This window comes from Pseudomonas nitroreducens TX1, assembly GCF_000313755.1.
In the GTDB taxonomy this organism is placed as follows: Bacteria; Pseudomonadota; Gammaproteobacteria; order Pseudomonadales; family Pseudomonadaceae; genus Pseudomonas; species Pseudomonas nitroreducens_A.
In genome coordinates this window covers 1-14,927 of sequence record NZ_AMZB01000132.1, presented here as the reverse complement: position 1 = coordinate 14,927, position 14,927 = coordinate 1, and the positions used below count along the sequence as shown (strand labels likewise).

Genomic DNA, 14,927 nt, shown 5'->3' with positions numbered 1-14,927 from the left:
ACTGCGCATTGTACTGCAAAGCCGAGTGCAACGCTCGGCTTTGCAGGTGACGTGCGTCAGCTCGTCAGGCTGCCTCGACTTCCACCGGAACGCCGTTGAGCGCGGTGTTGCCGGAGAGCGCATCCAGATGGCGCTCGTCGGTCAGGTCGTTGGCGCTGGCTCCGCCCTGCTCGCGGGCGATGGACAGCTGCACGCCCGGCCGCCCGTGGCCCCAGCCGTGGGGCAGGCTGACCACGCCGGCCATGACTTCATCGCTGGAAGCGACCTCGATCTCAATGCTGCCGACCCGCGAGCGAACGCGCACTTTCTGACCATCCACCAGCCCGCGCGAAGCAAGATCCTGCGGGTGCATCAGCAACTGGTGGCGCGGCTTGCCCTTCACCAGGCGGTGATAGTTGTGCATCCACGAATTGTTGCTGCGTACGTGCCGGCGACCGATCAGCAGCAGCTGATCGATGGCCGGCGACTGGGTGTCGGCGAAACGGCGCAGGTCGCCCAGGAAGAGGTCGGGCGCCGCCTCGATGCTGCGGCTGGCGGTCTTCAGACGGGGCGCCAGGTTCGGCTGCAGCGGCCCCAGGTCCAGCCCATGCGGGTGTTCGCGCAGCCGGGCAAGATTGAGCTTGAACTCGCTGGCATCGCCGTAAGGGCCGACGCGCAGGCCCATCTCGATCATCAGTTCCGGCGCCATGGTGGGTTTCAGTTCGATGCCCATGCGCGTGGCGTAGGCCTTGGCCAGACCAACGAAAATTTCCCAGTCATGCAGGGCACCTTCGGGTTTGGGCAGGATCGCTTCGTTGAAACGGGTAACGTTGCGCACCGCAAAGACGTTGAAGGTGGTGTCGTAGTGATCATGCTCCAGCGGTGCAGTGGGCGGCAGTATCAGGTCGGCGTAACGCGTGGTCTCGTTGACGTACAGGTCGACGCTGAGCATGAACTCCAGGCCGTCCAGCGCCTGCTCCAGACGACGGCCATTGGGCGTGGACAGCACCGGATTGCCGGCCACCGTCACCAGCGCACGCACCTGCCCTTCCCCTTCGGTGAGCATCTCCTCGGCCAGCGCTGCCACCGGCAGCTCGCCGCCATATTCCGGCAGGCCGGACACGCGGCTCTGCCAGCGATTGAAGGCGCCGCCCGCGGTGGTCGCCACCAGATCCACTGCCGGTGTGGTGCACAGGGTGCCGCCGACGCGGTCGAGGTTGCCAGTGACCAGGTTGATCAATTGCACCAGCCACTGGCACAGGCTGCCGAAGACCTGGGTGGAAACCCCCATGCGGCCGTAGCAGACCGCCTTGTCGGCGGCGGCGAAGGCCCTTGCCAGCTCGCGGATGTCAGTGGCCGGCACACCGCAGCGCGCCGCCATGGCATCGACCTTGAACGGCGCCAGCGCTTCGCGTACCGCTTCCAGGCCATTCACCGGCAAGTGGGTTTCCCGGGTCAGGCCCTCGCTCAGCAGCGTGTCGAGGATGCCCAGCAGCAGCGCGGCGTCCTCGCCGGGGCGGACGAACAGGTGCTGGTCGGCAATGGCCGCCGTCTCGGTGCGACGGGGGTCGACCACCACCAGCTTGCCGCCACGCGCCCTCAAGGCCTTCAGGCGTTTTTCCACATCCGGCACGGTCATGATGCTGCCGTTGGAGGCCAGAGGGTTGCCGCCCAGGATCAGCATGAAATCGGTGTGGTCGATGTCGGGAATGGGGATCAGCAGGCCATGGCCGAACATCTGCTGGCTGACCAGGTGGTGCGGCAGTTGGTCGACAGAAGTCGCCGAATAGCGGTTGCGGGTCTTCAACTGGCCGAGGAAGTAGTTGCTATGGGTCATCAGCCCGTAGTTGTGCACGCTGGGGTTGCCCTGGTACACGGCAACGGCGTCATTGCCATGGCGCTCGCGGATCTCGGCAAGCCGCGTGGCGACCAGCTCGAAGGCCTCGTCCCAGCCGATCGGCTGCCACTCGTTGCCGACGCGTCGCACCGGCTGGCGCAAGCGGTCCGGATCGTTCTGGATGTCCTGCAGCGCCACCGCCTTGGGGCAGATGTGGCCGCGGCTGAAGCTGTCCTGGGCGTCGCCCTTGATCGAGAGGATGCGTTCATCCTCGGTCTCGATGGTCAGGCCGCAGATGGCCTCGCACAGGTGGCACGCACGGTGGTGGAGGGTCTTGCTCATGGCTCGCCTCGTTATTGTTCTCGCCGGCGCCTCATGGGGCCGGTCGCGGGGTCGCAAGCACTATGAATCCTGGCCTGGCGAAGCACCACCAGCTTCCGTCGGGTGAATCGTGGGGCATCAGGAACGACCATGTTGAAGCCCCGCCCGACGGGGCCTCCGGGCGAAACTTGCGTATATCCGTCATTTCCTTATAGGATCGCGCCTTCCCCAATTTCCCGCTCCATGCGGTCCCGCCGCAGGTTCAGCCCGTTTTTTCTCACGAAAGCCGGTCGGTACCTCGGCCTGATTCTGAGAATAAGTAGTAGGTACGAACCATGAGCGCACGTCACTTCCTCTCGATGCTGGATTACACGACCGAAGAACTGCTCGGTCTGATCCGCCGCGCCACCGAGCTGAAGGACCTGCGGGACCGAGGCGTGCTCTACGAACCGCTGAAGAACCGGGTGCTGGGCATGATCTTCGAGAAGGCCTCGACGCGGACGCGGATTTCCTTCGAAGCCGGCATGATCCAGCTTGGCGGCCAGGCCATCTTCCTCTCCCCGCGCGACACCCAGCTGGGCCGTGGCGAGCCGATCGCCGATGCCGCGCGGGTGATGTCGCGGATGGTCGATGCAGTGATGATCCGCACCTTCGCCCACAGCAACCTGATCGAATTCTCCGAAAATTCCCGCGTGCCGGTGATCAACGGCCTGTCGGACGACCTGCACCCCTGCCAATTGCTGGCCGACATGCAGACCTTCCACGAACACCGCGGCAGCATCGCCGGCAAGACCGTGGCCTGGATCGGCGACGGCAACAACATGTGCAACAGCTACATCGAGGCGGCGATCCGCTTCGACTTCCAGCTGAACGTGGCCTGCCCGGAAGGCTACGAGCCGAACGCCGCTTTGCTGGAACTGGCTGGCGAACGCGTGAAGATCTTCCGCGACCCGCGCGAGGCGGTGGCCGGCGCGCACCTGGTGAGCACCGATGTCTGGGCCTCCATGGGCCAGGAAGACGAAGCGGCCGCGCGCCTGCGCCTGTTCCAGCCATATCAGGTAACACGTGGGCTGCTCGACGGCGCGGCGGCGGATGTACTATTCATGCACTGCCTGCCGGCCCACCGCGGCGAAGAGATCAGCGAAGACCTGCTGGACGATGCGCGCTCAGTGGCCTGGGACCAGGCGGAAAACCGTCTCCACGCCCAGAAGGCGCTGCTCGAACTCTTGGTCGAGCACGCCCACTACGCCTGATCCCCGCTTAGAGTCCAATGACCCAGACGCTGCTGCTCAACCTCGAAGATCTTTCCTGTGGCTATGAACAGCAGCGTGTGGTGCAAGGCGTCAGCCTGCACCTGAACGCCGGTGTCATCGGCTGCCTGCTCGGGCCTTCGGGCTGCGGCAAGACCACCACTTTGCGCGCCATCGCCGGTTTCGAGCCGGTGCAGAGCGGCCGCATCGAACTGGCCGGCGAAGTGATTTCCCGCCCCGGCTTCACCCTGTCGCCGGAGAAGCGCCGGATCGGCATGGTGTTCCAGGACTACGCGCTGTTCCCGCACCTGTCGGTGGCCGACAACATCGCCTTCGGCATCCGCAAGCACCCCGAGCGCGAGCGCATCGTCGGCGAGTTGCTGGAGTTGGTGAAGCTCGACGGCCTCGGCCAGCGCTTCCCCCACGAACTTTCCGGTGGCCAGCAACAACGCGTGGCGCTTGCCCGCGCGCTGGCGCCGCAGCCGCAACTGCTGCTGCTCGACGAACCCTTCTCCAACCTCGACGTGGAGCTGCGCCGCCAGCTCAGCCACGAGGTGCGCGACATCCTCAAGGCCCGCGGCACCAGCGCCATCCTGGTGACCCATGACCAGGAAGAAGCCTTCGCCGTCAGCGATCACGTCGGCGTGTTCCGCCACGGCGTGCTGGAGCAGTGGGACACACCGTTCAACCTTTACCACGAGCCGCAAACGCCCTTCGTCGCCAGCTTCGTCGGCCAGGGCTATTTCATTCGCGGACAGATGCACGGGAACGATGCGGTGCAGACTGAGCTGGGCCTGCTGCGCGGCAACCGGGCCTACAGCCTGCCGGACGGCAGCGCAGTGGACGTGCTGCTGCGCCCGGACGACCTGGTGCCGGCCGCCGAGGGCGCGCTGAAGGCGCGAATCGTCGGCAAGTCATTCCTTGGCGCGGCGACGCTCTATCGCCTGCAACTGCCCACCGGCACCCAGCTGGAATCGCTCTTCCCCAGTCACGCCGACCACCAGCCGGGCGATGAAGTGACCATCGGCGTGGCCGCCGAGCACCTGGTGCTGTTCCCCGCCCAGGGCAGCGTGGCGCTCTAGCCGAGCGCGCTGTCCAACTCGAGCATCAGCTCCGGCAGCAACTCGAACAGGTCGCCCTGCAGGCCGTAGTCGGCTATCTCGAAGATCGGTGCATCCGGGTCGAGGTTGATCGCGGCAATGACCTTGGCGTCCTTCATTCCCGCCACATGCTGTACGGCACCGGAAATCCCCACGGCCAGGTAAAGCTCCGGCGCGACGATGCGCCCGGACTGGCCTATCTGCAGCTCCGCCGGTGCGAAACCCGCGTCCACCGCCGCCAGTGACGCGCCCACGGCACCCTGCAATCGATCTGCCAGCGGATAGAGCGCGGCGAAACCTTCCTGCGTCTGCAACCCGCGCCCGCCAGCGACAATGACGTTCGCCGACTCCAGGGCGGGACGCTCGAAGTCCGGATGCTCCTCGCCCTGCCAACACGACAGGCCAAGATCGTCCGGCCCGCCAATGCGTTCGAGCACGGCGCTGCCGCCCTCGGTTACGACGGGATCGAATGCCGTGGGACGGATGCCCAACACGATCACCGGCCCGTCGCAGCGCACTGTAGCGATAGCGTTGCCGGCGTAGATCGGGCGCTGGAAGGTGTCACGGTCGAGCACGGCGATGACGTCCGACACTGCATCGACATCCAGCAGCGCGGCGATCCGTGGCAGGCAGTCACGGCCCACAGCGGTGGCCGGCGCGAGGATATGCGAGTAGTTCGGCGCCAGGCTGACGACCAGCGCCGACAGGTTTTCCGCCAGCAGGTGGTCATAGGTCGCATTGTCCGCGAGCAGGACCCGCGCCACACCGTCGAGGCGGCCAGCGCGCTCGGCCAGATCACCGAGATCGCTGCCAGCCAGCAGCAGATGGACCTCGCCGCCGATTTGTCTCGCAGCCGCCAGCGCGCTCAGGGTCGCCGGAGCGAGAGCGGCAGGACAACCGGTGGATTGATAGTCAGCGATGAGCAGGATTGCCATGGGTTTGCCTCCTTTCGGACGCGCCGCGCAGAACCGACGCGGCCGCATGTGAAGGCAAGGGTACGCCGGGGAGACGGCATCCCCCCGGTCTCAGGTCAAACAACCAGCAGACGACCGCTGGCCACCAGGCGCGCGTATCCAGCGATGCTCACACGGTCATCCTCCAGTCGGCACCACAGCTCGCCACCGCGCGCCGAGCACTGGAAGGCACGCATCTGCAGCTTGTTCAGGCGGCCCGACCAGTAGGGGATCAGGCTGCAGTGGGCGGCGCCGGTCACCGGGTCTTCGTTGAGGCCGATGGCCGGGGCGAAGAAGCGCGAGACGAAGTCGTAGTCATCGCTGCGCGCGGTGACGATCACGCCCAGGTAAGGCAGGCGCGCCAGGGCGGCAAAGTCCGGCTTGCAGTCGCGCACGGCCTGCTCGGATTCCAGCAGCGCCAGCAGGTGCGAGGCGTTGCTCAGCGCATCCACCACATCCACGCCCAGTGCGCTGGCCAGCTCCACGGTAGCGCCCGTTTCGCTCGGCGGCTGAGCCGGGAAGTTCAGTGCCAGCCGGCCGTCCTCGCGGCTCACGCGCAGCGGGCCGGACAAGGAATTGAGCTCCAGCACCTCGCCCGGCTCATCGAACACTTCGAACAGCACGTGGGCACTGGCCAGGGTGGCGTGGCCGCACAGCGGTACTTCGGCGGTCGGCGTGAACCAGCGGATGCGCCAGCCCTCGGGCTCCTTCACCAGGAAGGCGGTCTCCGAAAGGTTGTGCTCGGCGGCGATCTTCTGCATCAACTCGTCGCTCAGCCAGACGTCGAGACGGTAGACCATGGCCGGGTTGCCGGCGAAGGGACGGTCGGTGAAGGCGTCCACCTGGTGGAAGTCGAGCAGCATGGCAATCTCCTTGTCAGTGATGGCCGAGCATGACAGAAGCCGACGGGCGGCGAACCGTACAGTAGGGACCACACAGTCCCTCTGAGTCAGCCTCCAGGTGCACCTGCCTTCATCTGAAAGTCAGTGCTTGGGATTTCCCTCTCCCTGAAGGGAGAGGAGACTGGTTCGCTATAGGCTGAAACCGTAGCTTCCGCCGGCACGAATAGCGCCCTCTCCCTTCAGGGAGAGGGCGGGGGGGAGAGGGCTGGCCGAAGTGCAAAATCAGGCTCACGGGCATGGCCGATACAGGGAAACTCAGGGCCGCCCGATAGGCGCGAACGTCGCCGAGGTCAGCCCGGCCAGGGTCTCGGCACTCAGCTCCACTTCCAGACCACGTCGCCCGGCGCTGACATGGATGGTCGGGAAGCCCTGGGCGGATTCGTCGATGAAGGTGCGCAGGCGCTTCTTCTGCCCCAGCGGGCTGATGCCGCCGACCAGGTAACCGGTGGCGCGCTGCGCGGCGTTGGGGTCGGCCATGTCGGCCTTCTTCACGCCCGCCGCATGGGCCAGCGCCTTGAGATCCAGGGTACCCACCACCGGCACCACGGCCACCAGCAGTTCGCCCTTCTCGCTTGCCGCCAGCAGCGTCTTGAAGACGCGCGCCGGGTCGAGGTTGAGTTTCTCCGCGGCCTCCAGACCATAGGACGGCGCCTTCGGGTCATGCTCGTAGCTCAGTACATGGTGCTCAGCGCGGTTTTTCTTCAGCAGGTCGATGGCGGGGGTCATGATCGGCGGGCTTCTCGCAGGCAACTTTCCAACGCATAACAGTAAGCCAAGGTGTGGCGCACTGCACGATGTTCGCTTCACCGACGCGGATGAATCCCGTATGTTCACCGCCAATCCCCTCCCGGACCTGCCACCGGGACCGCCGAACGGAATCCGCACAAGGCGCCGTCATGACCGACCTGAAAAAGAAGAAGTACGTCGTCGCCCTCGACCAGGGCACCACCAGCTCGCGCGCCATCATCTTCGACCACGATGCCAACGTGGTCAGCACGGCCCAGCGCGAGTTCGCACAGATCTACCCGCAGCCGGGCTGGGTCGAGCACGACCCGATGGAAATCTGGGCAACCCAGAGCTCGACCCTGGTGGAAGCCCTCGCCCAGGCCAACATCAGCGTCGCTGAAGTGGCTGCCATCGGCATTACCAACCAGCGAGAAACCACCCTGGTGTGGGACAAGGCCAGCGGCCGGCCGATCCACAACGCCATCGTCTGGCAGTGCCGGCGCAGCGCGGCGATCTGCGAGCAGCTCAAGCGCGACGGCCTGGAACAGCACATCCGCGACACCACCGGGCTGGTCATCGACCCCTATTTCTCCGGCACCAAGCTCAAGTGGATCCTCGACAACGTCGAAGGCGCCCGCGAGCGCGCCCAGCGCGGCGAACTGCTGTTCGGCACGGTCGACAGCTGGCTGATCTGGAAGCTCACCGAAGGCGAGGTGCACGTCACCGACTACACCAACGCTTCGCGCACCCTGATGTTCGATATCCACAAGCGCGACTGGGACGAGCGCCTGCTGGCCGCGCTGGACGTGCCGCGCGCCATGCTGCCGCAGGTTCGTCCGTCTTCGGCGGTCTACGGTCACGCCAAGGTCGGCGGCCTCGGTGTACATCGCACGCCGATCGCCGGGATCGCCGGCGACCAGCAGGCCGCGCTGTTCGGCCAGATGTGCGTGGAGCCCGGCCAGGCGAAGAACACCTACGGCACCGGCTGCTTCCTGCTGATGAACACCGGGGCCAACGCGGTGAAATCCACCCACGGGCTGCTCACAACAATCGCCTGCGGCCCGCACGGCGAGGTCGCCTATGCGCTGGAGGGCGCGGTATTCAACGGCGGCTCCACCGTGCAATGGCTGCGCGACGAGCTCAAGGTGATCAACGACGCCCACGACTCCGAATACTTCGCCACCAAGGTGAAAGACAGCAATGGCGTCTACCTGGTCCCCGCCTTCACCGGTCTCGGCGCGCCCTACTGGGACCCGTACGCTCGTGGCGCGCTGTTCGGCCTGACCCGCGGGGTGAAGGCCGACCACCTGATCCGCGCCACTCTCGAATCCATCGCCTACCAGACCCGCGACGTGCTCGACGCCATGCAGCAGGACGCCGGTGAACCGCTGCGCGCCCTGCGGGTGGACGGCGGCGCAGTGGCCAACAACTTCCTCATGCAGTTCCAGGCCGACATCCTCGGCACCCCGGTCGAGCGCCCGCAGATGCGCGAGACCACTGCCCTTGGCGCGGCCGTGCTGGCGGGGCTGGCCTGTGGTTTCTGGGGCGATCTCGCGGAACTGAAGAATAAGGCGGTGATCGAGCGGGTGTTCCGGCCGGCCTGTGACGAGGCGGAGCGCGCGCGGCTGTATGCGGGCTGGAAGAAGGCCGTGGAGCGTACTCGCGGCTGGGCAGCTGAAGACTGAGATGCACTTCTCGGGACCTTCCTGAGCGGGGCACAGCCCTCTCCCCCGCTCTCTCCCTGAAGGGAGAGGGAGCCGTTCGGAGTGACCGGCCAGCTTGGTGTTACGCTTGATGCCGCTCAGTCCCCTCTCCCTTCAGGGAGAGGGTTAGGGAGAGGGAAGCACTCCGCGCCGAACCCGACCGGCATGACAGCAAGGCCCCACTCCGGCATCCTTGCCCCTTCGCCCAGTCCCAGCGAGCACCACGCATGAACCTGCCCCCCCGCCAGCAAAGCATCCTCGACCTGGTCCGTGAACGCGGCTACCTGAGCATCGAGGAACTCGCCCAGCAGTTCGCCGTGACCCCGCAGACCATTCGCCGCGACATCAACCAGCTCGCCGAACAGAACCTGCTGCGCCGCTACCACGGCGGGGCAGCCTGGGATTCAAGCATCGAGAACACCGCCTACAACACCCGCGCCGACCAGATGCGCGACGAGAAGCAGCGCATCGCCGAGGCCATCGCCGCGCACATCCCGGACAACGCTTCGCTGTTCATCAACATCGGCACTACCACCGAGGCCATCGCCCGCGCCCTGCTCGGTCATAAGAACCTCAAGGTCATCACCAACAATCTGCACGTCGCCAGCATCCTCGCCGGCAAGGGCGACTTCGAAGTGCTGATCGCCGGTGGCACCGTGCGCGGCGACGGCGGCGTGGTCGGGCAGGCGGCGGTGGATTTCATCGAGCAGTTCCGCGTCGACTTCGCCGTGGTCGGCATCAGTGGCATCGACGAAGACGGCAGCCTGCTGGACTTCGATTACCAGGAAGTGCGCGTCTCCCGCGCCATCATCGATAACGCGCGGCAAGTGTTCCTCGCCGCCGACTCCAGCAAGTTCGGGCGCAACGCCGTGGTGCGCCTGGGGCCGATCTCCCTGGTCAGCCGGGTGTTCACCGACAGTCCGCCACCCGCTGCCGTGGCGCGCCTGCTGCACCAGCACAAGGTCCAGCTCGAGCTAGTCTGAGCCCCGCAACCGCCTTCGCTTTCGAACATTCAGACGAACGCCTGCGCGAATTCGCGCTTCAGGCTGGTCATATTTCGTTCATTGAACTAGGATATTTTCGAAAACGAACATCACAAGATTCACTTTCAATCCCCAAGGCGGCCTTCATGAACCCAACCAGCAAGCGCCACGCGCCCCTGGCCGAAGTCTATGACCTGGCCGTCGTCGGTGGCGGCATCAATGGCGCAGGGATCGCGGCAGACGCCGCCGGGCGCGGGCTTTCGGTGTTCCTTTGCGAACAGCACGACCTCGCCAGCCATACCTCCTCGGCCAGCAGCAAGCTGATCCACGGGGGCCTGCGCTACCTGGAACACTACGAATTCCGCTTGGTCCGCGAAGCCCTGGCCGAGCGCGAAGTGCTGCTGGCCAAGGCGCCGCACATCGTCCATCCGCTGCGCTTCGTGCTGCCGCATCGCCCGCACCTGCGCCCGGCCTGGATGATCCGCGCCGGACTGTTCCTCTATGACCACCTGGGCAAGCGCGAGAAGCTGCCAGCCTCCCGTGGCCTGCGCTTCGATCCGGACAGCCCGCTGAAAGCCGAGATCACCCGCGGCTTCGAATATTCCGACTGCTGGGTGGACGATGCCCGCCTGGTAGTGCTCAACGCCATGGCCGCCCGCGAGAAGGGCGGCCATGTGCACCCACGCACCCGTTGCGTCAGCGCCCGGCGCAGCAAGGGCCTGTGGCACCTGCACCTGGAGCGCAGTGACGGCAGCCTGTACTCGGTGCGCGCCCGCGCGCTGGTCAACGCCGCGGGCCCCTGGGTCGACCGCTTCCTGCGCGACGAACTGCGGCAGAAGCCGCCCTACGGCATCCGCCTGATCCAGGGCAGCCACCTGATCGTGCCGCGCCTGTACGAAGGTGAGCACGCCTACATCCTGCAGAATGAGGATCGGCGCATCGTCTTCGCCATCCCCTACCTCCACCAGTTCACCCTGATCGGCACCACCGACCGCGAATACCAGGGCGACCCGGCGAAGGTCGGCATCAGCGAAGAAGAGACCGATTACCTGCTCGACGTGGTCAATGACCACTTCAAGCGCCAACTCGGCCGTGAGGACATCCTGCGCAGCTTCTCCGGGGTACGTCCGCTGTGCGACGACGAATCCGACGACCCGTCCGCCGTGACCCGCGACTACACCCTGGCGCTGGACAACACACCCGGCGAAGCGCCACTACTGTCGGTGTTCGGCGGCAAGCTGACCACCTACCGCAAGCTCGCCGAAGCTGCGCTGGAACAACTGGCACCGCATTTCGCCGGCGTCATGAAACCCAGTTGGACCGCCAGCGCCCCGCTGCCCGGCGGCGAGGCGATGACGACGGTGGAAGACCTGGCCATCCAGCTCATGGACCGCCTGCGCCAGCTCGACCCAGCCCTCGCCCGGCGCTGGGCCGGCACTTACGGCAGCCGCATCTGGAAGCTGCTGGACGGCGCGCATAACCTCAGCGAACTGGGCGAACACCTGGGCGCCGGGCTCTATGCGCGGGAAGTGGAATATCTGGTGCGCGAAGAGTGGGCGCGCGACGCCGATGACATCCTCTGGCGCCGCACCAAACTCGGCCTGTTCCTCAACGCCCGGCAGCGCGAGCGCCTGGAGCAGTTCCTCAGCAGCGAAAGCCCGCTGGAGCCGAGTACACAGGTGGCCTGAACGCCGAATTGGAGCGGGAAGCCCGCCTCGGGGATAATCCACCGACCATCCCCGACGCCACCGCACCGGTGGGGTCGCCGCATAAGAGAACGACGTGGACCTGATCCTCAAGGCAACCATCGGCGCCGGCGTGGTGCTGATCCTCGCCATGCTGTCGAAGACGCGCAATTACTACATCGCCGGCCTGGTGCCGCTGTTCCCCACCTTCGCCCTGATCGCCCACTACATCGTCGGCAAGAGCCGTTCGCTGGACGACCTGAAGACCACCATCCTGTTCGGCATGTGGTCGATCATCCCCTACTTCGTCTATCTCGCCGCGCTCTACCTCATGGTGGATCGCCTGCGCCTGGAGATATCGCTGGCGATGGCCGCGCTGGCCTGGCTGGTGGCGGCCTCGCTGCTGGTGTTCGTCTGGGTGCGGTTGCACTGAAACCTTGCCGGTGATGCCTCGGATCACAGCTGGGCGACGTGTCCGCCGCCCTGGTGCTCGCGCAGGTAGGGCAGCACCGCGCCCAGCAGCGGTTCCTTGAAGTCTTCCTGGAAGCGATGCGCCATGCCGGGAATCAGCTTGAGCACCGAGCCGCGGATGTGCGCCGCCACGTGTACGCCATGCATGACCGGTAGCAATGGGTCAGCGGTGCCATGGACCACCAGCGTCGGCACGTTCAGACGATTGAGCAGTTCCACGCGGCTCGGCTCGGCGAGGATCGCCAGCATCTGCCGTTGTACGCCTTCAGGGTTGAAGGCACGGTCGTAGGAACGCGCCGCCTGCTGCAGCAATTGCTGACGGTCATCGCGCACGTTCGGGCTGCCAAGCGCGGCCAGCAGGTCGGCCTGTTGCTCGATGGCCTGCTCGCGGCTGGCCGCTTCACGCCGGGCGAGCAGGCGCAGCAGCGATTCGCTGGGGGCCGGCAGGCCTTCGGCGCCGGAACTGGTCATCACCAATGTCAGGCTGATAACGCGGTTGGGCGCCATGTCGGCCACGTGCTGGGCGATCATCCCGCCCATGCTCGCGCCCAGCACATGGGCGCGCTCGACATGCAACGCGTCCAGCAGATGCAGCGCATCGCCGGCCATGTCGGTCAGGCTGTAGGGCGCACTCACAGGCAGCCCGAGGCGATAGCGGATGACTTCGTAGGTCAGGTTGCCGCTGGGTGTAGGAACGCGCCAGGAAGACAGCCCGACATCGCGGTTGTCGTAGCGGATAACCCGGAAGCCCTGCTGGCAGAGCGCCTCGACCACTTCGTCCGGCCAATGGATCAGTTGGCCGCCCAGGCCCATGACCAGCAGCAGCGTCGGGTCTTGCGGGCGGCCGATGCTCTGGTAAGCCAGGCGCACGTCGCCCAGGTCGACCAGTTCGGTCGGCACCCGCGCATCGCAGCGATCCGCAGCGACCGCCCGATCGGCAAAAGAGAGAGAGGACAGGCCGCAGAAAACAGCGACTGCTAGAAGAAAAGCACGCATGAGTGAAAATCCGGAACGCAGAACCCCAGTTGAGCAAGATTCTGATGAATTTCCGTCGCGCGCTCTGCCACAGGTCCATGACAGTTTGATGAACGGCGCTGAGCGGTCACCGACGGCCCTTCCCGACTTCCCCTGACAGGGATCAAGGGCAAACAGTCCCGAGAGTCGCGAAGATAGGAGCCCCCGCTCGGACGTTTCGCCATGGCCTACCCCATTCTGCTGGTGCTGCACCTGTTTGCCGCGATCCTGTTCGTCGGCACGGTGTTCTTCGAAGTGCTGATTCTGCAAAGCGCCCACCGCCAGGTTCCGCCGCGGGTGATGAAAATGGTCGAGGGAGCGCTGGGCCGTCGTCTGCGCCGGGTGATGCCCTGGGTGATCCTGACCCTGTTCGGTAGCGGCCTGGGCATGTTGCACCTGCGCTACGCGCCGCTGCTGGCCGATCCGCTGGCATCGCCCTTCGCCACGCTACTCAGCCTCAAGCTGCTGCTGGCCACCAGCGTCCTGGGCCATTTCATCTTTGCCATGTACTCGTTCCGCGTGGGGCGCATGACCGGACAGCGCTCCCGCCGCATTCACTACAGCGTCTTCGCCCACGTGGTGCTGATCGTGTTGCTGGCCAAGGGGATGTTCTACCTGAGCTGGTGACTCCAGCCTGGTGAATCAGGGCCGGCGAAACCGTGCTGGTGAAGTGCCAATCGCCGGCTTATCATGAGAGCAGCTCAATATTTTCGCCGTTTTATCAAGATTTCCTCATACTGAGGCGAGGTCGCGCCATGCTTGAACTCCGTCATCTGAAAACCCTGCATGCCCTGCGCGAAGCCGACAGCCTGGTGGAGGCCGCCGAGCGCCTGCACCTGACGCAATCCGCCCTGTCCCACCAGTTCAAGGAACTGGAAGAGCGCCTGGGCCTGTCCCTGTTCATCCGCAAGACCAAGCCGGTGCGCTTCACCAGTGCTGGCCTGCGCCTGCTGCAGCTGGCCGACGCCGTACTGCCGCAGCTGCGCGGCGCCGACCGCGACCTCGCGCGCCTGGCCGGCGGCACCGCTGGCCGCCTGCACATGGCCATCGAATGCCACAGCTGCTTCCAGTGGCTGATGCCGACCATCGACCAGTTCCGCGACGCCTGGCCGGAAGTGGAGCTGGACCTCGCCTCCGGCTTCTCCTTCGCCCCGCTACCGGCACTGGCCCGCGGCGACCTCGACCTGGTGGTGACCTCCGACCCGGTGGACATCGCCGGCATCACCTATGTGCCGCTGTTCACCTACGAGGCTCTGCTGGCGGTGGACAATCACCACGCGCTGGCCGGCAAGTCCTTCATCGTCCCGGAAGACCTCGCCAGCCTGACGCTGATCACCTACCCGATCGAGCGCGATCGCCTGGACATCTTCACCCGCTTCCTCGAACCCGCCGACGTCGAACCGGCGCAGGTGCGCACCTCGGAACTGACCGTGATGATGATGCAGTTGGTGGCTTCCGGCCGCGGCGTCTGCAGCCTGCCCAACTGGGCGCTGCACGAATACAGCTCGCGGGGCTACGTGACTGCCAAGCGCCTGGGCGAGAAAGGCCTGTACTGCACCCTGTTCGCCGCTATCCGCGCGGACATGCTGGACGCGCCGTTCATGCGTGACTTCCTGCTGACAGCGAAGGACACCTCCTTTGCCACCTTGGAAGGTGTCAGCGCGGCCAAGGGCTGACAGTCGGTACCTACGTTTCAGATAAATCACAGAATCTGCCGTAAGCCTCACGAGCACCCGATGAACAAAGGCCGCAAGTGGAACGACAGTCCATAAAAAAGGCCCGCCATTGCGGGCGGGCCCAAAGATAACGATTGACTAGTCGATCAATCATTAGGAGCACCCTGTAGGAACAGGGTGCGGGAAGCATGATCAGTAAGTTGACGGATTTATCCAAGCTCGCTCATCCGCGCAGGAATCGCCCTATGCACTTCTGAGACATCCGCCACATCCCTGGTTTGTTTTCCGACACAATCGGGAAGGATCGGGTAGGAGGCGGCCTCACGG

The 14,927-nt window shown here is 65.6% G+C and carries 13 protein-coding genes; 8 read left to right on the top strand and 5 right to left on the bottom strand.

What is annotated here, in order from left to right:
• Window positions 1-64 precede the first annotated feature (64 nt).
• Window positions 65-2,158: a molybdopterin oxidoreductase family protein gene (locus tag C167_RS0124785; RefSeq protein ID WP_017521009.1), complete on the bottom strand. Its 2,094-nt coding sequence runs from the start codon at window positions 2,156-2,158 to the stop codon at window positions 65-67.
• Between the two features lie 314 nt (window positions 2,159-2,472).
• Between C167_RS0124785 and argF the strand changes: the two genes are divergently transcribed.
• Both argF and C167_RS0124775 read left to right on the top strand, forming a co-directional pair.
• Window positions 2,473-3,390, top strand: coding sequence for an ornithine carbamoyltransferase (argF, locus tag C167_RS0124780; RefSeq protein WP_026079260.1), 918 nt, complete (start codon window positions 2,473-2,475; stop codon window positions 3,388-3,390).
• Window positions 3,391-3,407: 17 nt separating this feature from the next.
• Window positions 3,408-4,469 carry an ABC transporter ATP-binding protein gene (locus tag C167_RS0124775; protein WP_017521007.1) on the top strand — a complete coding sequence of 354 codons (1,062 nt, stop codon included), beginning with the start codon at window positions 3,408-3,410 and terminating at the stop codon, window positions 4,467-4,469.
• Here the strand turns inward: C167_RS0124775 and C167_RS0124770 are convergent.
• The 3 genes from C167_RS0124770 to ybaK all read right to left on the bottom strand — a co-directional run bounded on the left by C167_RS0124770 (window position 4,466) and on the right by ybaK (window position 7,068).
• Entirely contained in the window at window positions 4,466-5,422 is a 957-nt protein-coding gene (locus tag C167_RS0124770) for an electron transfer flavoprotein subunit alpha/FixB family protein (RefSeq protein ID WP_017521006.1), read from the bottom strand. The two genes, C167_RS0124775 and C167_RS0124770, sit on opposite strands and share 4 nt — an antisense overlap.
• 95 nt (window positions 5,423-5,517) lie before the next feature.
• A complete protein-coding gene (locus C167_RS0124765; RefSeq protein WP_017521005.1) occupies window positions 5,518-6,303 on the bottom strand; it encodes a PhzF family phenazine biosynthesis protein in 786 nt (261 codons plus the stop codon).
• A gap of 294 nt (window positions 6,304-6,597) precedes the next feature.
• On the bottom strand, window positions 6,598-7,068 hold the full coding sequence (ybaK, locus tag C167_RS0124760; RefSeq protein ID WP_017521004.1) for a Cys-tRNA(Pro) deacylase: 471 nt from the start codon (window positions 7,066-7,068) through the stop codon (window positions 6,598-6,600).
• Between the two features lie 170 nt (window positions 7,069-7,238).
• On the opposite strand from ybaK, the gene glpK reads away from it, so the two are divergent.
• The 4 genes from glpK to C167_RS0124740 all read left to right on the top strand — a co-directional run bounded on the left by glpK (window position 7,239) and on the right by C167_RS0124740 (window position 11,872).
• Complete coding sequence (glpK, locus tag C167_RS0124755) at window positions 7,239-8,753, top strand: glycerol kinase GlpK (protein WP_017521003.1); 1,515 nt, start codon at window positions 7,239-7,241, stop codon at window positions 8,751-8,753.
• Window positions 8,754-8,998: 245 nt separating this feature from the next.
• Window positions 8,999-9,754: a DeoR/GlpR family transcriptional regulator gene (locus C167_RS0124750; protein WP_017521002.1), complete on the top strand. Its 756-nt coding sequence runs from the start codon at window positions 8,999-9,001 to the stop codon at window positions 9,752-9,754.
• Window positions 9,755-9,900: 146 nt separating this feature from the next.
• Window positions 9,901-11,442: a glycerol-3-phosphate dehydrogenase gene (glpD, locus tag C167_RS0124745; RefSeq protein WP_017521001.1), complete on the top strand. Its 1,542-nt coding sequence runs from the start codon at window positions 9,901-9,903 to the stop codon at window positions 11,440-11,442.
• 103 nt (window positions 11,443-11,545) lie between these two features.
• Complete coding sequence (locus C167_RS0124740) at window positions 11,546-11,872, top strand: GlpM family protein (protein ID WP_162140477.1); 327 nt, start codon at window positions 11,546-11,548, stop codon at window positions 11,870-11,872.
• Window positions 11,873-11,895: 23 nt separating this feature from the next.
• On the opposite strand, the gene C167_RS0124735 is transcribed toward C167_RS0124740, so the two are convergent.
• Window positions 11,896-12,906: an alpha/beta fold hydrolase gene (locus C167_RS0124735; RefSeq protein WP_026079259.1), complete on the bottom strand. Its 1,011-nt coding sequence runs from the start codon at window positions 12,904-12,906 to the stop codon at window positions 11,896-11,898.
• A gap of 201 nt (window positions 12,907-13,107) precedes the next feature.
• On the opposite strand from C167_RS0124735, the gene C167_RS0124730 reads away from it, so the two are divergent.
• Window positions 13,108-13,551, top strand: coding sequence for a CopD family copper resistance protein (locus C167_RS0124730; protein ID WP_017520998.1), 444 nt, complete (start codon window positions 13,108-13,110; stop codon window positions 13,549-13,551).
• Between the two features lie 128 nt (window positions 13,552-13,679).
• On the top strand, window positions 13,680-14,600 hold the full coding sequence (gene metR, locus C167_RS0124725; RefSeq protein ID WP_017520997.1) for a transcriptional regulator MetR: 921 nt from the start codon (window positions 13,680-13,682) through the stop codon (window positions 14,598-14,600).
• Window positions 14,601-14,927: the final 327 nt, after the last annotated feature.